The following is a 23,995-nucleotide window of genomic DNA, read 5'->3' as shown; positions in this document are numbered from 1 at the left end:
CCACCCGGTGTCGGCTGCGGGCAACGTTGAACGCTTTGCAACAAAACCGCGACGGAGTAAAACAGTCGATCAGAAGAAAGCCCCTTGGACTCTGGAGCGTTTCATGATCGATCTGCATTACTGGACCACCCCCAACGGCCACAAGATCACCCTGTTTCTGGAAGAAGCCGGGCTCGAGTACCAGGTTCACCCGGTCAATATCGGCAAGAATGAACAGTTTGCGCCGGCCTTCCTGAAGATTTCCCCCAACAACCGCATTCCGGCCATAGTCGACAACCAGCCGGCCGATGGCGGTGAGCCGATTTCGCTGTTCGAATCCGGCGCCATCCTGTTGTACCTGGCCGAAAAAACCGGGCAATTCCTGCCCACTGACCTGCGCGGCCGAGAACAAGTGCTGCAATGGCTGTTCTGGCAGATGGGCGGCCTGGGGCCGATGGCAGGGCAAAACCACCATTTCAATGTGTTTGCCCCGCAAAAGATTCCCTACGCGATCAAGCGCTACATCGACGAAACCGCGCGCCTGTATGGCGTGCTCGACAAGCGCCTGGCCGACCGCGCCTTCGTTGCCGGCGACGACTACAGCATCGCCGACATGGCCATCTACCCGTGGGTGGTACCTTACGAGCGGCAGAGCCAGAACCTCGATGATTTCCCCCACCTCAAGCGCTGGTTCCTGGCCATCAAGGCGCGTCCGGCCACGGAAAGGGCCTACGCCTGGGTCGACAGGATCAACCCGCCAAACGCCTGATTTTCAAGGCGGCCCCGGGGCTTGCGTGCCGGCCCCGAGGCGCCGGCCGTCCCGTGCTGCAAATAAAGACGGCCACCCGCTTGCGTGGCGTGCGGGCGCTCACTAACGTAGCGCCTTTTACACGCCAGCCCCGCAGGAGCCTCACCATGGCCTCGCCAGCCTTCACACATTTCATTCCCCGGTTCGGCGCCGCCGCGACCCTGGCCGGGCTGATCAGCCTGACCGGTTGCCAGTCCTGGCTCGAAAGCCGTTACACCGACAGCGTGCCACCGGACAGTGGCGTACAGCCGCTCAAGGGGCTGGCCCAGAACGTCTCGGTGCGCCGCAACGCCTATGGCATGCCGCTGATCGAAAGCAGCACCTTCCATGACGCGCTGTTCGCCCAGGGCTACATCAATGCCAGCGACCGCATCAGCCAGATGGTCACCCTGCGCTTGCTGGCCCAGGGCCGCCTGGCCGAGCTGCAAGGTCCCCAGGCGCTGGATGGCGACCGCTTCATGCGTACCGTGAACCTGAAGAAAAGCGCCGATGCGTTGTACGCCGCCGCGTCACCGCGCCTCAAACGCTTCTTCGAGGTGTACGCGCGCGGCGTCAACGCCTACCTGTTCCGCTACCGCGACAAACTACCCCAGGACCTGGCCGAAGCTGGCTACGTGCCTGAATACTGGAAACCGGAAGACTCGGCGCTGATCTTCGCCCTGTTCAACTTCGGCCAGTCGGTGAACCTGCAGGAAGAAATCGCCTCGCTGGTCCTGGCGCAGAAAGTCGGTGCCGACAAGCTGGCCTGGCTGCTGCCCACCTACCCCGATGAACCCCTGCCGTTCGACGAAGCCGACAAGCTCAAAGGCTTGAACCTGAGCGGCCAGGTGCCTGGCCTGGCTGACCTGAACAAGGTGGCCGGCGCCCTGGCGACGATCAACGGGCTGGGCCTTGCCGCATCGAACAACTGGGCCATCAGCCCGGACCACGCACGCAACGGGCGAAGCCTGTTCGCCAACGACAGCCACCTGCCCATCGCCATTCCGTCGCTGTGGAACTACGTGCAGATTCGAGCGCCGAAGTACCAGGCCGCGGGCGTATCGCTGGCCGGCATTCCCGGCGTGCTGACCGGCTTCAACGGCAAGGTCGCCTGGGGCATGACCATGACCATGGGCGACAATCAGGACGTGTTCCTGGAAAAAATCCAGCGCCAGGGCAACCAGCTGCAATACCTGGCCGACGGTAAATGGCGGCCAGCGGCGGTACGCCAGGAAACCTTCATCATCAAGGGCCAGCGCCCGGTACGCGAGGCCATTTACGAAACCCGCCACGGCCCGCTGCTCAACAGCGTGCTGGGCGAACGCAGCAACCCGTTGCAACCTGTGGCGCTGAACACCGGCCTGGGCCTGGCCCTGCAAACCCCGGACTTGAAGGACGACAAGAGCCTGGACGCACTGTTCGACCTGTCCCGGGCGCAGTCGGTGGAAGCCGCCTCCGATGCCAGTCGGGAAATCCGCGCCCTGGCCGTCAACATGATCTTCGCCGACTCCCAGCACATCGGCTGGCAGGTGACCGGCCGCTTCCCCAACCGCCGCGAAGGCCGTGGCCTGCTGCCGTCGCCCGGCTGGGACGGGCGCTACGACTGGGACGGTTTCGCCGACGCCATGCTGCACCCCTATGACCAGGACCCGCCGCAAGGCTGGCTGGGCACGGCCAACCAACGCACCGTGCCCCACGGCTACGGCATGCAACTGTCCAATTCCTGGTACTACCCGGAGCGTAGCGAGCGCCTGGCGCAACTGGCCGGTGCCGGCAAGCAGGACACGCGCAGCATGATCGCCATGCAATACGACCAGACCACCACCTTCGCGCCCAAGCTCAAGGCCATGTTCCAGGCCCCTGGCATGGCCCAACCGCTGAAGCAGGCCATCGACGCCCTGCCGGCCGCCGACCGTGCCAAAGCCCAGGAAGCGCTGACGCGCCTGCTGGCGTTCAATGGCAACCTGGCGCCACAATCGGCGGATGCGGCCCTGTATGAATTATTCCTGCAGGAAAGCAGCAAGCAGATATTCCTCGACGAGCTGGGCCCGGAGGACAGCCCATCGTGGAAAGCCTTCGTCGCGGCCGGCAACCTGTCGTACTCGGCCCAGGCCGACCACTTGCTGGCGCGTGAGGACAGCCCGTTCTGGGACGACATCCGTACACCGCAGAAAGAGGACAAACCCACCATTCTGGCCCGCAGCCTGGCCGCCGCCATCACCGAGGGCGACAAGCAACTGGGCAGCGACCACAAGGCCTGGCAATGGGGTAACCTGCACCGCTACACCTGGGCCGCCCAGGGCACTGCGCTGGCACCTCGCCAGGCGGGCGGCGACCACACCACCCTCAACACCTCGGCCTACAGCTGGGGCGAGAACTTCGATGCCCGGTTGATCCCGGCCATGCGCGTGATCGTCGACTTCTCGCTGGCCGAACCGATGATCGGCCTCAACAGCACCGGCCAGTCGGGCAACCCGGCCAGCCCGCACTATGCCGACAGCATCGATGCCTGGCTGAAGGGGCAGTACGTGTCGTTCCCGATGCAGCCGCAAAACTTCGACAAGACCTATGGCAGCAAGCGGCTGTCGCTGGTGCCGGGCAAGTAGCAAATGGTGGCTTGTAGCAGCGGACCTGGCCGCGTCGGCGGTGCATGCGGTGTGCCTGGTGTTGCGCGGCGCGGCTGACGCGGCCAGGTCCGCTGCTACGCTGGTCCGTGTAGCAGTAACTGGCTTCTGTGGGAGCTATCGGCCGAATGCGTAAAAACAACAGACGAAAAAAAGCCTGCACTAGGCAGGCTTCTTTTTGGTACCAGACGTTCAGTGTTCCTGGTACCTGATATGGCGCAGCGGACGGGACTCGAACCCGCGACCCCCGGCGTGACAGGCCGGTATTCTAACCGACTGAACTACCGCTGCGCGATACACGTGGAGCGAGTGGTGGGTGATGACGGGATCGAACCGCCGACCCTCTGCTTGTAAGGCAGATGCTCTCCCAGCTGAGCTAATCACCCTTCGTCTCTCGGTGTGGCGCGCATTGTACGGATGGTTCCTCAACATGGCAACACAAAATTGCACGAACCAGGCACGATCAACGTCATTTCCTGCAGACGAAAAAAAACCTGCACAAGGCAGGTTTCTTTTTTGGTACCAGGCGTTCAGTGTTCCTGGTTCCTAATATGGCGCAGCGGACGGGACTCGAACCCGCGACCCCCGGCGTGACAGGCCGGTATTCTAACCGACTGAACTACCGCTGCGCGACACACGTAGAGAGAATGGTGGGTGATGACGGGATCGAACCGCCGACCCTCTGCTTGTAAGGCAGATGCTCTCCCAGCTGAGCTAATCACCCTTTGTCTCTCGGTGTGGCGCGCATTCTACGGACGCACCTATGGCCTGGCAAGCACTTTTTAAATTAATTTTTCGAAGCCTTCCAAACACTTAGCGCAGGGTTGGCCTGCGCCCTCACACGGGACAATAATGCGCCCCTTATGTGTTGAGGAGTGATTCACCCCATGTGGTTCAAAAACCTGCTTGTCTACCGCCTGACCCAAGATATCCCCTTCGACGCCGAGGCCCTGGAAACCGCACTGGCCACCAAGCCCGCGCGCCCCTGTGCAAGCCAGGAGCTGACCACTTATGGTTTCGTCGCGCCCTTCGGCAAGGGTGAAGACGCCCCCCTCGTCCACGTCAGCGGCGATTTCCTGCTGATTTCGGCCCGCAAGGAAGAACGCATCCTGCCGGGCAGCGTCGTGCGCGATGCCGTCAAGGAAAAGGTCGAAGAGATCGAAGCCGAACAGATGCGCAAGGTCTACAAGAAAGAGCGTGACCAGATCAAGGACGAGATCATTCAGGCGTTTCTGCCGCGTGCCTTTATCCGTCGCTCGGCCACCTTCGCCGCCATCGCGCCCAAGCAAGGCCTGATCCTGGTCAACTCGGCCAGCCCCAAGCGCGCCGAAGACCTGCTGTCCACCCTGCGTGAAGTGCTGGGTACGCTGCCGGTTCGCCCGCTGACCGTCAAAACCGCGCCAACGGCCGTGATGACCGAGTGGGTCAAGACCCAGCAAGCGGCCCCGGACTTCTACGTGCTGGACGAGTGCGAACTGCGCGACGTGGAAGAGGACGGCGGCATCGTGCGCTGCAAACGCCAGGACCTGACCGCTGACGAGATCCAGCTGCACCTGAGCACCGGCAAATTGGTGACCCAACTGTCGCTGGCCTGGCAGGACAAGCTGTCGTTCGTACTGGACGACAAGATGGTGGTCAAGCGCCTGAAGTTCGAGGAGCTGTTGCAGGACCAGGCCGAAGAGGACGGCGGCGACGAGGCCCTGGGCCAACTGGACGCCAGCTTTACCCTGATGATGCTGACGTTTGGCGACTTCCTGCCAGCGCTGTTCGAAGCCCTGGGCGGCGAAGAACTGCCTCAGGGGATTTGAAGCTGCACGCTATAAGCTAGAAGCCATGCTGCACCCTGTGGGACCGGGCGTAGCTCGGGAAAAGAACGACGCGGTGTATCAGGCACCCTGCGCCGTGCTTTTCCCGAGCTACGCCCGGTCCCACATATCTACATCCATAAGAAGGAAACACCATGCGCGCCCTGGCCGCCCTCAGCCGCTTTGTCGGCAACACCTTCGCTTACTGGGTCTTGCTGTTCGCCGTCCTGGCGTTCCTGTTCCCGCAGTGGTTCATCGCCTTGAAAGTGCTGATCGTGCCGCTGCTGGGCCTGGTGATGTTCGGCATGGGCCTTACCCTCAAGCTCGATGACTTTGCCGAACTCAGCCGCCACCCGTGGCGGGTGTGCCTGGGCGTGGTAGCGCACTTCGTGATCATGCCAGGCATGGCCTGGCTGTTGTGCCAGCTGTTTCACCTGCCGGCCGAGATCGCCGTGGGCGTGATTCTGGTGGGTTGCTGCCCCAGTGGCACCGCTTCCAACGTGATGACCTGGCTGGCCAAGGGCGACCTGGCGCTGTCGGTGGCCATCGCCGCCGTCACCACCCTGCTCGCGCCACTGCTGACCCCTGCGCTGATCTGGCTGCTGGCATCGGCCTGGCTGCCGGTTTCGTTCATGGAGATGTTCTGGTCGATCCTGCAATTGGTGATGCTGCCCATCGTGCTGGGCGTGATTGCCCAGCGCCTGCTGGGTGACCGGGTGCGCTATGCCGTGGAAGTGTTGCCGCTGGTGTCAGTGGTCAGCATCGTCATGATCGTCTGCGCCGTGGTAGCGGCCAGCCAGGCAAAAATAGCCGAGTCCGGCCTGCTGATCATGGCGGTGGTGGTGCTGCACAACAGCTTCGGCTTTGTGCTGGGCTACGTTACCGGGCGCGTGTTCAAATTGCCGCTGGCTCAGCGCAAGTCGCTGGCGCTGGAAGTGGGCATGCAGAACTCGGGGCTGGGCGCGGCGCTGGCCAGCGCACACTTCTCGCCGCTGGCGGCAGTGCCTAGCGCGCTGTTCAGCGTATGGCACAACATCTCCGGCGCATTGCTGGCAACCTTCTTCCGCAAAATGGTCGACCGCCCCTAGGGGCGCCTTGCCGGGACCGGCGAAGTTGGGCACTATAGTGCGCATCCACGGGACGACCCGTCGATGCGCACTTTTTCGTTCGGGGACGGCCCCATCACTTGAATCAATTGATGGAGGTTGCCATGTCCTGGCTGATCCTTTTCTTTGCGGGCCTGTTCGAAGTCGGTTGGGCCATTGGCCTGAAATACACCGACGGCTTCACGCGCCCCTTGCCTACCCTGCTCACCGTAGCCGCCATGGCGGCCAGCCTTGGCCTGCTAGGCCTGGCCGTGCGTGAACTGCCGCTGGGCACCGCCTACGCCATCTGGACAGGCGTGGGTGCGGTGGGCACGGTGATCGCTGGCATCATGCTGTTTGGCGAATCCATGGCGCCGATGCGCATCGTCAGCGTGCTGCTGATTGTGCTGGGCCTTGCCGGCCTCAAAGCCAGCACCTGACTCAGCCAGCTCCTGCTAGGCAGCCAGGTTCAGCGGCCCTCGCCTCGTAACTCGCTGACGCGCGCTCGCAACTGCGAGGGTTTGGCGTCCTCGGCCAGCACCGGCTGCCCCGCAATCAGCGTCACACGCGACCACAACCGACGGAAGAACCCCTTGGCCGGGTCACGGCTGAAGAAACTGCCCCACAGCCCCTGCAAGGCCAACGGAATCACCGGCACCGGGGTCTGTTCCAATATCGTGGTCACGCCACTCTTGAACTCGCTGATCTCACCATCGCCGGTCAATTTGCCCTCAGGGAAAATGCACACCAGCTCACCTTCGGCCAGGCTGGCTGCGATTCGCTTGAACGCCTGGTCATAGATCAGCAGGTCTTCCCCGCGCCCGGCAATGGGAATGGCCCCGGCGGTGCGGAAAATGAAGTTGAGCACCGGCAGCTGGAAGATCTTGTAATACATCACGAAGCGAATAGGCCGCCGTACCGCACCGGTAATCAGCAGCGCGTCCACAAAGGACACGTGGTTGCACACCAGCAACGCCGCACCCTCGTCGGGAATGCGTTCCAGGTCGCGGTGCTCCACCCGGTACATGGAATGGCTGAGCAGCCAGATCATGAAGCGCATGGTGAACTCGGGCACGATCTTGAAGATGTAGGCGTTCACCGCGATGTTCATCACCGACACCACCAGGAACAACTGCGGGATCGACAGCTTGGCGAAGCTCAGCAGCAAGATCGAGACAATGGCCGACACCACCATGAACAAGGCATTGAGGATGTTGTTGGCCGCAATGACCCGGGCTCGCTCATTTTCAGCGGTGCGCGACTGAATCAGCGCATACAGCGGCACGATATAGAAGCCGCCGAACACGCCGAGGCCCAGGATATCCAGCAATACCCACCAGGCCTGGCCGATGCCCAGCACGGTCAACCAGTCATTGGCCGCCGGGCCCTGGGCGAAGTCACCCGAGTGCCACCATAGCAACAAACCAAACAACGTCAGACCAAACGAGCCGAAAGGCACCAGGCCAATCTCTACCTTGCGCCCCGAGAGCTTCTCGCACAGCACCGAGCCCAAGGCGATGCCCACGGAAAACACCGTGAGAATCAGGGTAACCACGGTTTCATCCCCGTTGAGCCAGTCCTTGGCGTAGGCCGGGATCTGGGTCAGGTAGATCGCGCCAACAAACCAGAACCACGAGTTGCCCACCACCGAGCGGGACACTGCCGGGGTTTGCCTGAGGCCTAGCTTCAGGGTGGCCCACGACTGGCTGAAAATATTCCAGTCCAGTTTCAGCCCCGGCGTATCGGCGGCGGCGCGTGGAATAGCGCGGCTGGCCAAGTACCCCAGCACTGCCACCCCGACAATCGCCGTACTGACGATGGGCGCGTAGTGAGCCTGGGACATCATCACCCCGGCACTGATGGTGCCGGCCAGAATCGCCAGGAACGTGCCCATCTCCACCAGGCCGTTGCCACCTACCAGTTCTTCCTCGCGCAACGCCTGAGGCATGATCGAATATTTCACCGGCCCGAACAGCGCCGAGTGGGTGCCCATGGCGAACAGCGCCGCCAGCATCATCCACAAGTGGTCAAAGACAAAGCCCGTGGCGCCCACGGCCATGATCACGATCTCGCCGACCTTGATCACCCGGATAAGCGCATCCTTGTTGAATTTCTCGCCAAACTGCCCGGCCAACGCCGAAAAGAGAAAGAACGGCAGAATGAACAACAGCGCACACAGGTTGACCCAGATGGTGCGGTCACCGCTGATGCTCAACTTGTAGAGAATCGCCAGGATCAGCGACTGCTTGAACACGTTGTCGTTGAAAGCACCCAGGGACTGGGTAAGGAAAAACGGCAGGAAACGCCGCTTGCCCAACAGACTGAATTGCGAGGGGTGACTCATCGTCCTTGCACCTTGGTGGCGCCGCTAACGGCGTAGGCTTTTGCCATTGGATGCAGCCGACTACCCTCCAGGCCACATCTGCCGTTCTAGATTAGCGAATCTGCGTAACTATTCATTGCCCGCGTGCTGCTGCAATGCACGGCGACACAAACAGTTCACCCCGCCACGCCCCGCGCAAAGTCCGGGTCATCACCACGGCCCACAGCATCCCCAGGCACACCACCAACCCCTGCCCGCACAGGCTGAAAAAGGCCAGATGCAACACATGCCCCAAGCGCAGGGTAGCCAGGGTGTATACCCCCAGCGGAAAGATGAACGCCCACCACCCGAGGTTGAACGGCATGCCCGCACGCAAGTAGCGCAGCGTGATCAGCACCGCCAGCAGCATCCACCACAGCCCCATGCCCCACAGAATGACCGCACTGATGACCCCCAGGCCATCGAGCATGTCGCCCACGCCCGGCAACACCCCGGCGGCGGCAAAGATGCCCGGCGCATCGCCCCCCAGCAGCAACATGCCCAGGGCACCGGTGCCGATAGGGCCCAGCGCCAGCCAACTGGACGCCGCCATGTTTTCATGGGGCAGTTTGTGCAAGGCCATGCGCAGCATCAGGATGGTCAGAATGGCGAAGGCCACGGGCACCGAGAAGGCCCACAATACGTAGCTGGTGACCAGCATGCCGAACTGTGCCGCCGGGTCCGGCAAGTGCGGCGCCAGCAGGCCACCGCTGGCAGCGGCGACCTCGGCCGCCACCACGGGCAGCAGCCAGACGGCCGTCATCTGATCGATGCTGTGCTGTTGCCGGGTAAACATCAGGAACGGAATACCCACACCACACGCCAGCGCCAGCCCTACATCCAGCCACCACAGCGCTTGCAGCCATGGCAGCGCGACATCACCCACCTGTGCGAGGGCGAAGAGAATGAAGCCATTGATCAGCGTCGCCAGGGCCATGGGAATGGTGCCAATGAACATCGACACCGTGGAGTGGCCGAAAATGCGCCGCGCCTCATGAAAGAACAGTACCCAGCGGGCACCATAGAGCAGCGTGAACAGCGCAAACAACAGCACCGCCAGCGCCCACAAACCATGAGCCGCAGCCTGTAACCACTGCCAACTCGCCGGCAACTGCGCCAAGGCCAGGGCAAGCACGCCGGTGCCCATGACCACGGCAAACCAGTTGGGGGTGAATTGACGAATGACTTCGCGGGGGTGCTGCAAAGCGCTGAATGGCCGGCTGGCCAAGGGAATGGGGCGGTGCATGGGGTTCTCCTGTCCTCGTGCGAGGTGAGGCCATGCTAGCCGCCTTTTATTTATCTGCTAAACGGGTAGTTTAGCTATAGGTCATCGATTATACCGATATGGGCCGTGCGCCTCGCCGCAGCCACATGCCGACCAGCGCCAAGACACAGAGGGCAATCTGCAGCAAACCGTAGCCGTCGCTGGTGGCCACCAGGCCAACGCTGCGGACCAGAAAACCTGCGAGGATCGCCGGCACGCAGAACGCCAGATAGCTGAGCACATAGAACGTCGACATCAACCCGGCCCGCTCATGAGCATGGGCCAGCGGCAGCACACTGCGCGCCGAGCCCAGAAAGCCACTGCCAAACCCGGCGCCGGCAATCACGGCACCGATGAAGAACAGCGTCAGCGCCTGCTGATTGGCCGCCAGCAGAACCAGGCCGATGCCGATGGCCAACAGCACGGTGCCGAGGCGCAGCACCTTCTCGGCCGCTACAGTGCGCAGGGCATGAATGGCGCCCGCGCCGCTGAGCGTCAGGGTCCCCACCAGGGCGCCGCCGATCAGGTTGGAGGTCGAGCCAGTCGCCGCTCGCACCAGCGAAGGTGCCAGCGACAGGAAGAAGCCACCGGTCATCCATACCGCCGTGTTGACCGGAAGCATGCGCCACACGGCCGCCCTGGCCTGGGGCGGAACGCTCAGGCGCGGGCGCAGCGAAGCCAGGGCGCCGGGCTGGGCGCTGACACTTTCCGGCAACCACACCAGCAGCACGGTCTGCACGAGCAGCAGCCCTAGCAACACCCCATAAACCAGGCCGGTAGGCCAAGGCGCGTACTGCACCAGCAGACCACTGCCCAAGCCACCCACGGCCATGCCTAGAAGGGGGGCGAGGCTGTTGAGCAAAGGCCCTTTGCTGCGGTCGTTATCCAGCAGCGCGGCGCCCAGGGAGCTGGTGGCCATGCCGGTGGCGAATCCCTGGAGAATACGCGCGGCCAGCAGCCAGTTGACGTCGCGGGCATAGATGAACGCCAACATCGACAGCATGTTCATCAGCAACGCCACGCGCAACACCGGGCGCCTGCCGATATAATCCGACAGCGACCCCACGGTCAGCAGCGCCGCCAGCAGGCTCAATGCGTAGACGCCAAAGATCATCGTCAGCATGCCGGGCGAGAATTGCCAGGCCTCCTGATACAGGTGGTACAACGGGGTAGGCGCGCTGGACGCGGCCAGGAAGGTCAGCAGCACCACCGACAGGTAGGCCAGGCTGCTTCTCGCAGACATCAAGTTGGGCATGGTAGCCTCCGCAAAAGCTAATTTATTGCATTAGTGGAGTCTGCACCCGCTTCGCGCTTAAAGCAAACGCTTTGTGTTAAGGTCTTTTCATGGCTATCAAAGAAGGTATTCGCACGGGTGGCCGCAGTGCCCGTGTGCAAGAGTCTGTACACGCGGCCGTCCGCGCCCTGCTGAACGAGCAGGAGCGCGACACCCTGACCGTGCCGCTGATCGCCGGCCGCGCCGGCGTCACGCCGTCCACCATTTACCGCCGCTGGGGTGAACTGACCGCGCTGCTCGCCGACGTCAGCCTGGCGCGCCTGCGCCCGGACAGCCAACCGGCGGACACTGGCACCCTGCGCGCCGACCTGCTGGCATGGGCCGAGCAATATCTGGACGAGATGAACTCGGAACCGGGCCGCAACATGATGCGCGACTTCATCGCCAGCGGCTGTTCCAGCCAGTGTGCCACGGTGCTGCGCGGGCAATTGCAGGTGATTCTGGCGCGCGCCCTCAAGCGCGGCGAAGCGGCGCCGCACGCCGACCACTTGCTGGACATGATCGTCTCACCGGTGGTTTACCGCATTCTGTTCGCCGAGTCAGCACCCTCTGTCGAGCGGATGCATGAGCTGGTGGACCTCAGCCTGAGGCAGTAAGCCGCAGTGCGACCTTGGTCGGCGCTGACGCGCTGGGCTTGGCCGTGCGAGACTGATCTTCACCTGGAACCGCGCCGCTCTTTTCCCGAGCTTCGCCCGGTCCTGCAGGGGGGCGCTCCCTGTGGGACCGGGCGAAGCTCGGGAAAAGAGCGACGCGCTTAAACCCCTTGCATCGGAGCTCTTGATGTCGCTGTCCAGCGGGCTGATCGCCGCGGTCGCCCTGGCCTACATGGCCGTGATGTTCGCCATCGCCTTCTATGGCGACCGCCGCAGCACGCCGCTGTCACCGCGCGTGCGCGCCTGGGTGTACAGCCTTTCCCTGGCGGTCTATTGCACCAGTTGGACCTTCTTCGGCGCAGTCGGCCAGGCCGCCGAGCAATTGTGGGCGTTCCTGCCCATTTACCTGGGCCCGGTGCTGCTGATGGTCTTCGCACCCTGGGTGCAGCAGAAAATGATCCTGATCAGCAAACAGGAAAACATCACCTCCATCGCCGACTTCATCGCCGCCCGCTACGGCAAATCCCAGTCCCTGGCGGTCGTGGTGGCGCTGATCTGCCTGGTGGGCGTGCTGCCCTACATCGCCCTGCAGCTCAAGGGCATCGTGCTGGGGGTGAACCTGTTGATCGGTGCCGGCGCCGATGCCACCGGCACCCGCGTGCAGGACACCGCCCTGGTGGTGTCGCTGGTACTGGCGCTGTTCACCATCGTCTTCGGCACCCGCAGCCTGGACGTCACCGAGCACCACCGCGGCATGGTCCTGGCCATTGCCTTCGAAGCGCTGGTGAAGCTGTTTGCCTTCCTCGGTGTGGGGGCGTTCGTTACCTATGGCCTGTATGACGGCTTCGGTGACCTGTTCAACCAGGCCACCCTCGCGCCGCGCCTGGAAACCTACTGGCAGGAAACCATCAACTGGCCGTCCATGGTGGTGCAGACCGGCGTGGCGATGATGGCGATCATCTGCCTCCCCCGCCAGTTCCACGTAACGGTGGTCGAAAACATCGAACCCCAGGACCTGCGCCTGGCCCGCTGGGTGTTCCCCGCTTACCTGATCCTGGCCGCGCTGTTCGTGGTGCCCATCGCCCTGGCCGGGCAGATGCGCCTGCCGAGCTGGGTCATCCCTGATTCGTTCGTCATCAGCCTGCCCCTGGCCGAGGCCCACCCTGCCCTGGCCTTGCTGGCTTTCATCGGCGGCGCCAGCGCGGCCACCGGCATGGTCATTGTCGCCAGCGTGGCCCTTTCGACCATGGTCTCCAACGACATGCTGCTGCCCTGGCTGCTACGGCGCCAGAGTGCCGAGCGGCCGTTCGAAGTATTTCGCCATTGGATGCTCTCGGTGCGGCGTATCAGCATCGTGGTCATCCTGTTGCTGGCGTACGTCAGCTACCGGCTGCTGGGCAGCACTGCCAGCCTGGCCACCATCGGCCAGATCGCCTTCGCCGCCGTGACCCAACTGACCCCCGCCATGCTGGGCGCCCTGTACTGGAAGAAGGCCAACCGCCGCGGCGTATTCGCCGGCCTGGCGACCGGCACCTTCCTGTGGTTCTACACCCTGATCCTGCCCATGTCGGCCCATAGCCTGGGCCTGCCCTTGCACCTGTTTCCGGGGCTGACCTGGTTGCACAGCAACCCACTGGGGCTGCCTATCACGCCACTGACCCAAGGCGTGGTGCTGTCGCTGGCCGGCAACTTCACCTTGTTCGCCTGGGTGTCCGCGCTATCGCGCACGCGGGTGTCGGAGCACTGGCAGGCCGGGCGCTTCATTGGCCAGGAAACCAGCGCCCGGCCGGGCGGCCGCCTGCCCCTGTCGGTGCAGATCGAGGACCTGCTGACCCTGGCCTCACGCTTTGTCGGTGAAGACCGGGCGCGGCAGAGCTTCATCCGTTTCGCCTACCGCCAAGGCATCGGCTTCAACCCCAGCCAGCGCGCCGACAACGAGTGGATCGCCCACACCGAACGCCTGCTGGCAGGCGTGCTGGGCAGCTCGTCCACCCGCGCCGTGGTGCGCGCGGCCATCGAAGGCCGTGACATGCAGCTGGAAGATGTGGTGAAAATCGCCGACGAAGCCAGCGAAGTGCTGCAGTTCAACCGCGCCTTGCTTCAGGGCGCCATTGAAAACATCAGCCAGGGCGTCAGCGTGGTGGACCAGTCGCTGCACCTGGTGGCCTGGAACCGGCGCTACCTGGAACTGTTCAATTACCCCGACGGCCTGATCACCGTTGGCCGGCCCATTGCCGACATCATTCGCTACAACGCCGAGCGGGGCTTGTGCGGCCCTGGCGAAGCCGAAGTGCACGTCGCCCGGCGCCTGCACTGGATGCGCCAAGGCCGCGCGCACACCTCCGAGCGGCTGTTTCCCAACGGCCGGGTGATCGAGCTGATCGGCAACCCCATGCCCGGGGGCGGCTTTGTCATGAGTTTCACCGACATCACCGCATTCCGCGAGGCCGAACAGGCGCTCACCGCCGCCAATGAAAGCCTGGAACAGCGGGTGGCTGAACGCACCCATGAGCTTTCCCAGCTCAACATGGCCCTCACCCAGGCCATGAGCACCGCCGAGGCCGCCAACCAATCGAAAACCCGTTTCCTGGCCGCCGTCAGCCACGACCTGATGCAGCCACTGAACGCCGCGCGGCTGTTCTCCGCCGCGCTGTCGCACCAGGGCGACGGCCTGTCCGCCGACGCTCAGCAACTGGTGCAGCACATGGACAGCTCGCTGCGCTCGGCCGAAGATTTGATCAGCGACCTGCTGGACATCTCGCGCCTGGAAAACGGCAAGATCACCCCCGACAGCAAACCTTTCGCCCTGAGCGACCTGTACGACACCCTGGGCGCCGAGTTCAAGGCCCTGGCCCAGGAACAGGGCCTGGCGTTCCATGTGCGATCGTCGGGCCTGCGTATCAACAGCGACATCAAATTGCTGCGGCGCATCTTGCAGAATTTTCTGACAAACGCCTTCCGTTATGGCAAAGGCCCGATTCTGCTGGGCGTACGTCGCAAGGCCGGGGCCTTGAGCCTGGAAGTATGGGACCGCGGCCCAGGTATTCCGGATGACAAGCTGCACGTGATCTTCGAGGAATTCAAGCGCCTGGACAGCCACCAGACCCGCGCCGAAAAAGGCCTGGGCCTGGGCCTGGCCATTGCCGACGGCCTGTGCCGGGTGCTGGGCCATCGCCTGCAAGTGCGGTCGTGGTCCGGCAAGGGCAGCGTGTTCAGCGTGACCGTGCCGGTGGCCAGTGTGGCTGCGCCAGCGCCTGCGCCGGTCGCTAGCAAGGGCCATGACCTCAGCGGGCTGAACGTGCTGTGCGTGGACAACGAAGACAGCATCCTGGTGGGCATGAACAGCCTGCTCAGCCGCTGGGGCTGCCAGGTCTTCACCGCCCGTGACCGCCGGCAGTGCCGCCACCTGCTGGACAACGGCATGCGCCCACACCTGGCGCTGGTGGACTTTCACCTGGATGAGGGCGACACCGGGCCGCAACTGATGGCCTGGCTGCGCACCCAACTCAACGCACCGATACCGGGCATGGTCATCAGTGCCGATGGCCGCCCCGAGGTGCTGGACCAGGTGCATGCCGCGGGCCTGGACTACCTCGCCAAGCCCGTGAAGCCGGCGGCGCTGCGGGCGTTACTCAATCGGCACCTCAGCCGGCAGTGAGGCACCTTCAGCGTCGGTCATGGCGCGCTCCAGCAGGTCGGCGGGCAGGCTCTTGCTGGCCCGCGCGCCCAGCAGCTTGAGCTGCTCGGTTCGGCTCACCAGGTTGCCACGGCCGTCGGTGAGCTTGTTGCGCGCAGCACTGTAGGCCTTGTCCAACTGCTGCAGGCGGTTGCCCACCTCGTCCAGGTCCTGGATGAACAACACGAACTTGTCGTACAGCCACCCCGCCCGCTCGGCGATTTCCCGGGCGTTCTGGCTTTGCCTTTCCTGTTTCCACAGGCTGTCGATGACCCGCAAGGTGGCCAGCAAGGTGGTGGGGCTGACAATCACGATCTGCCGGTCGAAGGCCTCCTGGAACAGGTTCGGTTCCGCTTGCAGGGCCGCCGAGAAAGCCGCCTCGATAGGCACGAACAGCAAGACGAAATCTAGGCTGTGCAGGCCTTCCAGGCGTTTGTAGTCCTTGCCCGACAGCCCCTTCACGTGGTTGCGCAGCGACAGCACGTGCTGCTTCAGGGCCGCCTGGGACACCGCCGGGTCGTCGGCACTGATGTACTGCTGGTAGGCCGTGAGGCTGACCTTGGAGTCGACCACGACCTGTTTGTCGCCAGGGAGCATGATCAGCACGTCGGGCTGGAAGCGCTCACCGTCCGGGCCTTTCAAGCTGACCTGGGTCTGGTACTCGCGGCCTTTCTCCAGGCCCGCGTGCTCCAGTACCCGCTCCAGAATCAGCTCGCCCCAGTTGCCCTGGGTTTTCTGGCCCTTGAGGGCCTGGGTCAGGTTGGTGGCTTCGTCGCTCAGGCGCTGGTTCAACTGTTGCAGGCGCTCCAGTTCCTTGCCCAGGGAGAATCGCTCACGGGCCTCCTGCTGATAGCTTTCCTCCACGCGCTTTTCAAACGACTGGATACGCTCCTTGAGCGGGTCGAGCAACTGCCCCAGGCGCTGTTGGCTGGTCTCGGCGAAACGCTGTTCGCGTTCATCGAAGATCTTGCCGGCCAGTTCGGCGAACTGCGCACGCAACTCGTCACGCGACCCCTGCAGGTCGGTCAACCGTTGTTGATGGCTGTCCTGCTGTTCGCGCAACTCGGCCTGCAAGCCCGCGCACTCAGCCGCCAGCCGGCGCAACTCACCTTCCTTGCCGTTACGCTCAAGGTTCCAGGCATGGGCGGCATCACGGGCGTTGTCGCGCTCTATCTGCAACAGGTCGAGTTCACGCCCCTGTGCGGCCAGTTCGGCCTGCTTGACACCATTGGCCTGGGCCAGGTCGCTGATTTCGTCACGGCAGGCATCCAGTTGCGCGTTGAGGCCGCTCTGGGCCAACTGCGCGGTTGCCAGGCGTTCGTTCAGCAGCGCTGTGTCGGCGTCCACGCGGCTCAGGCGCCGCTGCAACTGAAACGCCAGCGCCAGGCTTGGTACCCCCGCTAGCAACAGGCCAAGCAACAGGCTGGTGATGTCCAATGCCATTTCAATTCCCACCGCGTTCAAACAAAGGCACAGTCTGAGCGAAGCGACGACCGGCGGCAAACCGATGATCCGCCTGGCCTCCGGTCGGGCGATAGCCGCACATTTTTGAACAGCACCCGAAAAAAAATATCGGTACCTGCGCGATGCAAAATATTCTCATCGAAGCATTGACATAATCAGATGAAGACTTGACCAGACACATGAAATTACCGAGCACGCCCGTGCTAGAGCAAGCGCTCGGGACAATCCACAGAAGCTGTGGATAACTCAGTGGACAACCGCCTCCCAATGCCCGCAAACCCCGATGGAATGGGGCTTTCAGTCAAACTGACGATTTTTTCACCAGCTCAAAAAAGCGTTTTTTTTCATTGACTTAAATTTTCAGTCGAGCATAGGGGTGGGATGGGCAAGGGCTTTGCAAGGAAATCGCAGGTGAAGTGAGCAATGTGCACAACCGCCCCGATTGGAGGCAATGGGCCGCACCATGTTCGGTCTCGGTGTCAAGCATTACCGAACAAAACACCCCGCTGGGGGGTTCCCAACGCGCGACTAAAGGTGCAAACTGGCCTGCTGCGCTACTGGGTAGACACGGCGAGCAATTGCTAGCCGCAATAAGCTCTCTGGCAAGCCACTGCCGCCGAGTCGTAAAAAAACAGTTGCCAAGGCAGCAGGCTTTGATGTAGCCTTGAAAATGTTAGTACCAAGCTGAAAGTCAATTTACGGTCGATACAGTCCTCAAGCACGTCATTCGCAGCAAGCGAACACCTGCTGAAACAGCGGACCGACCTACTCGATGGTTTCCAGGTAAACACTTCACGATCCTCGCACTTAGACGAGCATCGCTGCCAAGCCTCTTTACTCTGACCTAACCAACCTGCTGATTGATCAGGATCTTCACCCACGGGCTGTGAACCTTTGCCCCGGTGTGTTGCCTGTCCTCCTAAGTACCTACCGGTCAGCCCAAGCGCCACATATGAATTGCGCTTCACACTGGCTGCTTTTGTTCCAGTCAGGTTCTTCGTTCGGCCAATGGTGGCCCGCGTTACTGGAACGTTTTTAGTGCGCACGGATCTTAATCCGTGTCTTTTGCAGGAACATCCAATAACTATGAACACTATCCACACTCAAGATGCCATTCGCACCCTGACCCACGCCTTCGCACCGATGAACTGCCTGATCATGGCCGCTCGCAAAGGCTGCTTCAGCTTCACGATCGTCAACGAGCACGGTATTGCCCGCCACAGCGAACGCCTGTACCCGGAGCAATACTCCAGCGCCGAGCCGCTGCAGGCCGTTATCGACCGTACGCGCCAGGCACTGGTTGCCTGAGGCAACCGCAACACCCCGAGGCCCCGCTCTGACGCGGGGCTTTTTTATGCCCGCTTGGCGGCCAGCTGCAAGCCCCGAGGCATCGCCTCGCGCGTGTAACTTGCAGCGCCCCCCTTATTTCCCTGAGGCATATTCACGGCCGTTGGGGGCGGGCAAATAATTTAAAAACAGCCCTTTACAGCATACATATGACACTACACTTCAATTCAAGCGGTTCACGCCGCTTCCGGCGGGGCTATCCGATTCACTGCTGCCAAGCACCCCTGCCCCGCCGGCCATACAGGAGAGGTCACTGGGCTTTATGGGGATCGCCGCACGGGAATTGAGCCAGTACGTGATTCGCCCGACGTTGCTGTACCTGGGCCGTCATTGCGCCAACGCTGAAGCATTGCTACTGGGCGTCGCCGCCAGCCAGTCAGCCCTGGGTAACGAGCTGCATGGCCGGCGTGGCCACGGCCTCTACCGCATCGGCGCCCTGCGCCACCAGGCGCTCTGGGACCGCTACCTGGCCCTGGATCCCGAGCTGGCCAGCCTGGTACGAGGGCTGGCCAGCCAACACGCCTTTCTGAGTGGCCCGCATCAGGAATTGACGGTCAACCTGAGATACGCCACCGCCATCGCCTGGCTACTGATAGAACAGCAGAAAACGCCCCTGCCACAGGCCGATGACCTCATCGGCATGGCCAGAATATGGCGTCAGACCTTCCAACCCCAAGGACGCATCAGGGACTTCACCGCCGCCTGGGCCCGTTGCATCACGACACCTGACAGATTAGCCAGCTGAAGGTTGTGGCATAACGCCAGCTTATAAACCTCAAATCTGGTCGGATTGTCCTACAAAACCGCTCTATCTCAAGCGATACGGGCTATAGCGCCGCCGCGAAAATGTTGGTAGTTTTCGCTTCGGTGATCACATGGAGTTCTAATAATGAAAAAAGTAATGCTCAAGACCACACTCAGCATCGCCGTAACGCTCGCTTCCACCCAGCTGTTCGCCAGTGGCTTTGCCATCAACGAAACCAGCATCAGCGGGATGGGCACCGGGTTCGCCGGCCGCTCTTCATCTGCCGATGATGCCAGCACTGTCTACGGAAACCCTGCGGGGATGTCGCGCCTCAAGAGCGCACAAGCCACCGTGGGTGCCGCTGTCATCGACGCCAAGACCGACATCAGCCAAAGTCGCGCCGCCCTTGGGGGCAAAGAAGGCGGTGACATGGTGCCGATGACCACCGTGCCAATGGGTTACTACGTGCAGCCCATTGATGACCACTGGGCCTTCGGTGTCGGCTTCTACGTGCCGTTCGGCCTGATCACCGACTACCACAGCGACTTCGCTGGCCGTTACCACGCCAACAAGAGCAAGGTCTCGGTCATCACCTTTCAACCGACCGTCAGCTACGCATTCAATGACGTAGTGTCGATCGGCTTCGGCCCCACCATCAACCGCATCGACGGCGAGTTGAGCTCCATGGTGCCGAACGCCTTCACGCCGGGCACCAATGACGGCAAGGTGAAAATCAACGGCAACGACACAGCCATCGGCTTCAACGCTGGCATCCTGGTGCAGGCCACGCCCACCACCAGCCTGGGCCTGACCTACCATTCCAAGGTGGATTACCACCTGGACGGCGACACCAAGGTCACTGGCGGCACATTCAGCCTGCTGGGCCTGAGTGGCCACAGCTACGACGCCTCGCTGGACCTGGACACCCCGGAATCGGTCGACTTCTCCATCACCCAGAAACTGGGCGATGACTGGACCGTGTATGCCGGCAGCACCTGGACCCGCTGGAGCCGCCTGCAGGACATTACCGTGGAAAACAAGGGCGTGCCTGCCCTGCTCTCGGGCTCGCTGAGCACCATTACCGAAGAACAGAACTGGCATGACACCTGGGCCCACGCCATTGGTGCCGCGTACCAGCTGAACAAGGAAGTGGTACTGCGCGCCGGCTACTCGGTCGACCAGTCGCCGACCAACAACGTCGACCGCTCTCCGCGCATCCCGACGGGCGACCGCCAGGCTGTCAGCTTCGGTGTGGGCTGGACCCCGGTCAGCAACATCACGTTGGACTTCGCCTACTCCTACCTGTGGGAAGAGAGCGTGAAGATCAACGAAGGTGCGGGTACTGCGCTGGCCTACAGCTCCAAGTACAAGAACAGCGCCAGCGGTTTCGGCACCTCGCTGACCTACCGCTTCTGATTCCCTGCCTGCAGCAAAAAACCCGCTTCGGCGGGTTTTTTCATTTACCGGGGCGTTACATTGAAGGCCGCATCAAGGCTTGGAGGCGATTGCCTTTTCCACCGCGGCGATGAGGTCCGGGTCATCAGGCTTGGTGATGCTGGAGAAACTGGCCACCACATTGCCCTGGCGATCCACCACGTATTTGTAGAAATTCCACTTCGGCGTACTGCTCTGCTCGGCCAGCACCTTGAACAGATGGGTGGCATCCGCCCCGCGCACAGCAGTGGGACGGGTCATGGTGAAGGTGACGCCGTAGTTGGCGTAACACACCTTGGCGGTCTCGGCGGTGTCCTGGGCTTCCTGCTTGAAGTCATTGGAGGGCACGCCAATCATCTCCAGGCCCTGATCCTTATAGCGGCCATACAGACCTTCCAGGCCACTGAACTGCGGGGCAAAGCCACAGTAGCTGGCGGTATTGACCACCACCAGCGGCTTGCCAGCAAAGCGCTGACACAGGTCGATGGGCGTGCCACCCCGCAATGCGGGCATCTGGCCTTGCAACAGTTCGGGGCAACCGGCGGCGAAAGCCGAACCGGTCACGAGCAGAAGCGGTAGTGCCAACCAGCGCAAGGCCATGGGTATGCTCCTCATCAACAGTCATCGTCAGTGCAGCCGCTGGCTTGCCAGCGAGCGCTTCAAGGCTTGAAACGCCAACGCCTGCCCCATTGAAACTTATAACACGCCGCCCGCCTCTGAGCCTTTAAGCCCCCAGCAAAAGGCTCGCCCATGGACCTCGTCATCGCCCGCCCCGAAGGCCTCTACTGCCCGCCCGGCGATTTCTACATCGACCCCTGGCGCCCCGTGTCGCGTTCGGTGATTACCCACGGCCATGGCGACCATGCCCGCACCGGCAACAGCCACTACCTGGCCGCCAGCCCCGGCGCCGGTATCCTTCGCGCGCGGCTGGGTGCCGACATCAACCTGCAAACCCTGGACTACGGTGAACGCCTGGTACACCACGGGGTAACGCTCAGCTTCCACCCAGCCGGCCACGTGCTCGGCTCCGCTCAAGTGCGGCTGGAATACCAGGGTGAAGTCTGGGTGGCATCCGGCGACTACAAGGTGGAAGCCGACGGCACCTGCGCACCGTTCGAACCGGTACGCTGCCATACGTTCATCACCGAATCCACGTTCGGCTTGCCCATCTACCGCTGGCAGCCACAACAGGAAATCTTCAGCGAGATCGACAGCTGGTGGCGCGCGAACGCCCAGGCGGGCAAGGCCAGCGTCTTGTTCGCCTATGCCTTCGGCAAGGCTCAGCGCATTCTGCATGGGATCGATGCCAGCATCGGGCCGATTCTGGTGCACGGCGCGGTAGAGCCGCTGAACCGGGTATACCACGAAGGCGGCATCCGCATTCCGGATACCCACTACGCCGGCGACTTCAAAAAAACCGACCCGGCCCTGCGTCAGGCGCTGATCCTGGCGCCGCCCTCGGCCGGTGGCAGCACCTGGATGCGCCGCTTTGGTGATTACAGCGACGCCTTCGCCAGTGGCTGGATGCGCCTGCGCGGCACCCGCCGGCGGCGCGGCGTGGACCGTGGCTTCGTGCTTTCCGACCACGCCGACTGGCCCGGCCTGCTGTGGGCCATCGAACAGACCGGCGCCGAACGGGTGATGGTCACCCATGGTTCGGTGGCGGTGCTGGTGCGCTACCTGCGCGACCTGGGGCTGGACGCCCAGGGCTTTACCACCGAATACGGCGACGAAGACGACGACAAGGCGGCCAGCGCATGAAAGCCTTTGCCCAACTGTATGCCCGCCTGGATGAAACCACCTCCACCAACGCCAAGCGCCAGGCGCTTGAAGATTATTTCAGCCACGCCGACGCCGCCGACGCGGCATGGGCGGTGTACTTCCTGTCCGGTGGCCGCCCCCGACAACTGGTGCCCAGCCGGGTGCTGCGCGAGATAGCCGTGACCACCAGCGGCATCCCGGACTGGTTGTTCGAGGAAAGCTACCAGGCTGTCGGCGACCTGGCGGAAACCTTCTCCCTGCTGTTGCCCGAGTCCGAGCACAGCAGTGACCAGGGCCTGGCCTGGTGGGTGGAACAAGCCCTGCTACCCTTGCGCGGGCTGCCACCGGAAACCCTCGCCGAGCGCTTGCCGGCGCTGTGGGCGCAACTGGACCGGCAAAGCCTGATGCTGTGCCTGAAGCTGATCACCGGCAGCTTCCGAGTGGGCGTATCGAAATTGCTGGTCACCCGTGCCCTCGCGCAACTGGCCGGCATTGACAGCAAGCGCGTGGCCCAGCGCCTGGTGGGCTATACCGACTTGTCCCACCGCCCCACCGCCGACAGTTACCGCCGGCTGATCGCCGCCGAATCGGCTGATGAACACGCCCAGCGCGGCGGCCAGCCCTACCCCTTCTTTCTCGCCCATGCACTGCAGCAACCGGTGGACCAATTCGACACACTGATCGGGCCCGTCAGCGACTGGCAGGTGGAGTGGAAGTGGGACGGCATACGCGCGCAACTGGTCAAGCGCGATGGCCAGCTATGGGTGTGGTCACGCGGCGAGGAGCTGGTGTCCGACCGTTTCCCCGAGTTGCAGGCACTCATCGATGCCTTGCCCGATGGCACCGTCATCGACGGCGAGATCGTGGTGTGGAACGAAGGCGTACAGCCCTTCGCCCTGTTGCAGCAGCGCATCGGCCGCAAGACCCTGAGCAAGAAGATGCTGACCGAGGTTCCCGTCGCCGTGCTGGCCTACGACCTGCTGGAATGGCAAGGCCACGACTGGCGCAACGAACCCCAACACCAACGCCGCCGCCAACTGGAGCAAGTGGTGGCCGGTGCCGACCTGCCGGTACTGCGGCTGTCGCCCCTGGTGCAAGGTGATACCTGGCAAGCCCTGGCCGAGCAGCGCGAGCACTCCCGGCGTCTGGGCGTGGAAGGCATGATGCTCAAGGCCCGCGAGGCACTGTATGGCGTGGGCCGCACCAAGGACATGGGGGTGTGGTGGAAATGGAAGGTCGACCCATTCAGCGTCGACGCTGTGCTGATCTACGCCCAGGCCGGCCACGGCCGCCGCGCCAGCCTCTACACGGACTACACTTTCGCCGTCTGGGATGGCCCCGCCGAGGCCAGCGAACGCACCCTGGTACCGTTCGCCAAGGCCTACTCGGGGCTGACCGACGAGGAAATGCGCCAGGTGGATGCCATCGTGCGCAAGACCACCGTGGAGAAGTTCGGCCCGGTGCGCAGCGTTCGCCCTACCCTGGTGTTCGAACTGGGCTTCGAGGGCATCGCCCTGTCAAAACGTCACAAAAGCGGCATTGCCGTACGTTTTCCGCGCATGTTGCGCTGGCGGCAGGACAAACCGGTGGAAGAAGCCGATAGTCTGGCTACGCTGCAGGATCTGCTGAGCTGACCGCACGCTTTTGGTGCACCATTTTTCGACCGCCCGATTTTGGGCATCACAGCGCGCCAGAGCCTCTGCGGGTGCTCCATTTAAACGCCCGTTCGTGGACTATGGTGCGGAAATTGCTATCACAATGATGTCTGGCATTTG

General features: G+C 62.8%; 17 protein-coding genes and 4 tRNA genes. 12 read left to right on the top strand and 9 right to left on the bottom strand.

Annotated elements, in window-relative coordinates:
• Positions 1 to 103: 103 nt before the first annotated feature.
• Positions 104 to 748, top strand: a complete 645-nt coding sequence (locus tag QBK88_RS10620) for a glutathione binding-like protein (protein ID WP_268149156.1) — start codon at positions 104 to 106, stop codon at positions 746 to 748.
• A gap of 146 nt (positions 749 to 894) precedes the next feature.
• Positions 895 to 3,372 carry a penicillin acylase family protein gene (locus QBK88_RS10615; RefSeq protein ID WP_277962001.1) on the top strand — a complete coding sequence of 826 codons (2,478 nt, stop codon included), beginning with the start codon at positions 895 to 897 and terminating at the stop codon, positions 3,370 to 3,372.
• Positions 3,373 to 3,604: 232 nt separating this feature from the next.
• On the opposite strand, the gene QBK88_RS10610 is transcribed toward QBK88_RS10615, so the two are convergent.
• The 4 genes from QBK88_RS10610 to QBK88_RS10595 form a co-directional block, all read right to left on the bottom strand.
• Positions 3,605 to 3,681 (bottom strand) — tRNA-Asp (locus tag QBK88_RS10610).
• Positions 3,682 to 3,700: 19 nt separating this feature from the next.
• Positions 3,701 to 3,776: transfer RNA gene (locus QBK88_RS10605), tRNA-Val, on the bottom strand.
• 166 nt (positions 3,777 to 3,942) lie between these two features.
• A tRNA-Asp gene (locus QBK88_RS10600) sits at positions 3,943 to 4,019 on the bottom strand.
• Between the two features lie 19 nt (positions 4,020 to 4,038).
• Positions 4,039 to 4,114 (bottom strand) — tRNA-Val (locus QBK88_RS10595).
• A gap of 163 nt (positions 4,115 to 4,277) precedes the next feature.
• Here QBK88_RS10595 and rdgC point away from each other — a divergent pair.
• The 3 genes from rdgC to sugE all read left to right on the top strand — a co-directional run bounded on the left by rdgC (position 4,278) and on the right by sugE (position 6,720).
• On the top strand, positions 4,278 to 5,198 hold the full coding sequence (gene rdgC, locus QBK88_RS10590; RefSeq protein WP_268149150.1) for a recombination-associated protein RdgC: 921 nt from the start codon (positions 4,278 to 4,280) through the stop codon (positions 5,196 to 5,198).
• Positions 5,199 to 5,350: 152 nt separating this feature from the next.
• Positions 5,351 to 6,283, top strand: a complete 933-nt coding sequence (locus QBK88_RS10585) for a bile acid:sodium symporter family protein (RefSeq protein ID WP_277962000.1) — start codon at positions 5,351 to 5,353, stop codon at positions 6,281 to 6,283.
• Positions 6,284 to 6,405: 122 nt separating this feature from the next.
• A complete protein-coding gene (sugE, locus tag QBK88_RS10580) occupies positions 6,406 to 6,720 on the top strand; it encodes a quaternary ammonium compound efflux SMR transporter SugE (protein WP_268149146.1) in 315 nt (104 codons plus the stop codon).
• A gap of 29 nt (positions 6,721 to 6,749) precedes the next feature.
• Here sugE and QBK88_RS10575 read toward each other — a convergent pair whose 3' ends face one another.
• The 3 genes from QBK88_RS10575 to QBK88_RS10565 all read right to left on the bottom strand — a co-directional run bounded on the left by QBK88_RS10575 (position 6,750) and on the right by QBK88_RS10565 (position 11,161).
• Complete coding sequence (locus QBK88_RS10575; protein WP_277961999.1) at positions 6,750 to 8,624, bottom strand: MFS transporter; 1,875 nt, start codon at positions 8,622 to 8,624, stop codon at positions 6,750 to 6,752.
• A gap of 112 nt (positions 8,625 to 8,736) precedes the next feature.
• Complete coding sequence (locus QBK88_RS10570) at positions 8,737 to 9,888, bottom strand: TDT family transporter (RefSeq protein WP_277961998.1); 1,152 nt, start codon at positions 9,886 to 9,888, stop codon at positions 8,737 to 8,739.
• Positions 9,889 to 9,976: 88 nt separating this feature from the next.
• Positions 9,977 to 11,161 (bottom strand): MFS transporter, encoded by a 1,185-nt coding sequence (locus QBK88_RS10565; protein ID WP_277961997.1) that lies wholly within the window; start codon positions 11,159 to 11,161, stop codon positions 9,977 to 9,979.
• A gap of 89 nt (positions 11,162 to 11,250) precedes the next feature.
• Here QBK88_RS10565 and QBK88_RS10560 point away from each other — a divergent pair, with 89 nt between their 5' ends.
• Together QBK88_RS10560 and QBK88_RS10555 are read left to right on the top strand one after the other, a co-directional pair.
• Positions 11,251 to 11,796, top strand: a complete 546-nt coding sequence (locus QBK88_RS10560) for a TetR/AcrR family transcriptional regulator (protein ID WP_277961996.1) — start codon at positions 11,251 to 11,253, stop codon at positions 11,794 to 11,796.
• 184 nt (positions 11,797 to 11,980) lie between these two features.
• Complete coding sequence (locus tag QBK88_RS10555) at positions 11,981 to 15,451, top strand: PAS domain-containing hybrid sensor histidine kinase/response regulator (RefSeq protein WP_277961995.1); 3,471 nt, start codon at positions 11,981 to 11,983, stop codon at positions 15,449 to 15,451.
• Here the strand turns inward: QBK88_RS10555 and rmuC are convergent.
• Positions 15,422 to 16,798 carry a DNA recombination protein RmuC gene (gene rmuC / locus QBK88_RS10550; RefSeq protein ID WP_277962092.1) on the bottom strand — a complete coding sequence of 459 codons (1,377 nt, stop codon included), beginning with the start codon at positions 16,796 to 16,798 and terminating at the stop codon, positions 15,422 to 15,424. The two genes, QBK88_RS10555 and rmuC, sit on opposite strands and share 30 nt — an antisense overlap.
• A gap of 1,221 nt (positions 16,799 to 18,019) precedes the next feature.
• Here rmuC and QBK88_RS10545 point away from each other — a divergent pair.
• The 3 genes from QBK88_RS10545 (at position 18,020) to QBK88_RS10535 (ending at position 20,441) form a co-directional block, all read left to right on the top strand.
• On the top strand, positions 18,020 to 18,241 hold the full coding sequence (locus tag QBK88_RS10545) for a hypothetical protein (RefSeq protein ID WP_008365955.1): 222 nt from the start codon (positions 18,020 to 18,022) through the stop codon (positions 18,239 to 18,241).
• Between the two features lie 301 nt (positions 18,242 to 18,542).
• Positions 18,543 to 19,025, top strand: a complete 483-nt coding sequence (locus QBK88_RS10540; RefSeq protein ID WP_277961994.1) for a hypothetical protein — start codon at positions 18,543 to 18,545, stop codon at positions 19,023 to 19,025.
• 144 nt (positions 19,026 to 19,169) lie between these two features.
• A complete protein-coding gene (locus QBK88_RS10535; RefSeq protein ID WP_277961993.1) occupies positions 19,170 to 20,441 on the top strand; it encodes an outer membrane protein transport protein in 1,272 nt (423 codons plus the stop codon).
• A gap of 72 nt (positions 20,442 to 20,513) precedes the next feature.
• Here QBK88_RS10535 and QBK88_RS10530 read toward each other — a convergent pair whose 3' ends face one another.
• Positions 20,514 to 21,059 (bottom strand): glutathione peroxidase, encoded by a 546-nt coding sequence (locus QBK88_RS10530; RefSeq protein WP_268149130.1) that lies wholly within the window; start codon positions 21,057 to 21,059, stop codon positions 20,514 to 20,516.
• A gap of 150 nt (positions 21,060 to 21,209) precedes the next feature.
• Between QBK88_RS10530 and QBK88_RS10525 the strand changes: the two genes are divergently transcribed.
• Complete coding sequence (locus QBK88_RS10525; protein ID WP_277961992.1) at positions 21,210 to 22,220, top strand: ligase-associated DNA damage response exonuclease; 1,011 nt, start codon at positions 21,210 to 21,212, stop codon at positions 22,218 to 22,220.
• Complete coding sequence (locus QBK88_RS10520) at positions 22,217 to 23,854, top strand: ATP-dependent DNA ligase (protein ID WP_277961991.1); 1,638 nt, start codon at positions 22,217 to 22,219, stop codon at positions 23,852 to 23,854. The genes QBK88_RS10525 and QBK88_RS10520 overlap by 4 nt, the downstream gene beginning before the upstream one ends.
• Positions 23,855 to 23,995 lie beyond the last annotated feature (141 nt).

The sequence above is a fragment of the Pseudomonas sp. RIT-To-2 genome (genome assembly GCF_029623465.1).
Taxonomy (GTDB): domain Bacteria; phylum Pseudomonadota; class Gammaproteobacteria; order Pseudomonadales; family Pseudomonadaceae; genus Aquipseudomonas; species Aquipseudomonas silvicola.
Note: the sequence above shows the minus strand (reverse complement) of the source record. Positions and strands in the feature narration are given on the sequence as shown.

What these genes read in the sequence shown, in the direction of transcription:
- QBK88_RS10530 (WP_268149130.1), bottom strand. Translation starts at nt 21,059, where the DNA reads ATGGCCTTGCGCTGGTTGGCACTACCGCTTCTGCTCGTGACCGGTTCG.
- QBK88_RS10565 (WP_277961997.1), bottom strand. Translation starts at nt 11,161, where the DNA reads ATGCCCAACTTGATGTCTGCGAGAAGCAGCCTGGCCTACCTGTCGGTG.
- sugE (WP_268149146.1), top strand. Translation starts at nt 6,406, where the DNA reads ATGTCCTGGCTGATCCTTTTCTTTGCGGGCCTGTTCGAAGTCGGTTGG.
- QBK88_RS10555 (WP_277961995.1), top strand. Translation starts at nt 11,981, where the DNA reads ATGTCGCTGTCCAGCGGGCTGATCGCCGCGGTCGCCCTGGCCTACATG.
- QBK88_RS10615 (WP_277962001.1), top strand. Translation starts at nt 895, where the DNA reads ATGGCCTCGCCAGCCTTCACACATTTCATTCCCCGGTTCGGCGCCGCC.
- QBK88_RS10620 (WP_268149156.1), top strand. Translation starts at nt 104, where the DNA reads ATGATCGATCTGCATTACTGGACCACCCCCAACGGCCACAAGATCACC.
- QBK88_RS10540 (WP_277961994.1), top strand. Translation starts at nt 18,543, where the DNA reads ATGGGGATCGCCGCACGGGAATTGAGCCAGTACGTGATTCGCCCGACG.
- QBK88_RS10570 (WP_277961998.1), bottom strand. Translation starts at nt 9,888, where the DNA reads ATGCACCGCCCCATTCCCTTGGCCAGCCGGCCATTCAGCGCTTTGCAG.
- QBK88_RS10545 (WP_008365955.1), top strand. Translation starts at nt 18,020, where the DNA reads ATGAACACTATCCACACTCAAGATGCCATTCGCACCCTGACCCACGCC.
- QBK88_RS10560 (WP_277961996.1), top strand. Translation starts at nt 11,251, where the DNA reads ATGGCTATCAAAGAAGGTATTCGCACGGGTGGCCGCAGTGCCCGTGTG.
- QBK88_RS10525 (WP_277961992.1), top strand. Translation starts at nt 21,210, where the DNA reads ATGGACCTCGTCATCGCCCGCCCCGAAGGCCTCTACTGCCCGCCCGGC.
- QBK88_RS10520 (WP_277961991.1), top strand. Translation starts at nt 22,217, where the DNA reads ATGAAAGCCTTTGCCCAACTGTATGCCCGCCTGGATGAAACCACCTCC.
- QBK88_RS10535 (WP_277961993.1), top strand. Translation starts at nt 19,170, where the DNA reads ATGAAAAAAGTAATGCTCAAGACCACACTCAGCATCGCCGTAACGCTC.
- rdgC (WP_268149150.1), top strand. Translation starts at nt 4,278, where the DNA reads ATGTGGTTCAAAAACCTGCTTGTCTACCGCCTGACCCAAGATATCCCC.
- QBK88_RS10575 (WP_277961999.1), bottom strand. Translation starts at nt 8,624, where the DNA reads ATGAGTCACCCCTCGCAATTCAGTCTGTTGGGCAAGCGGCGTTTCCTG.
- QBK88_RS10585 (WP_277962000.1), top strand. Translation starts at nt 5,351, where the DNA reads ATGCGCGCCCTGGCCGCCCTCAGCCGCTTTGTCGGCAACACCTTCGCT.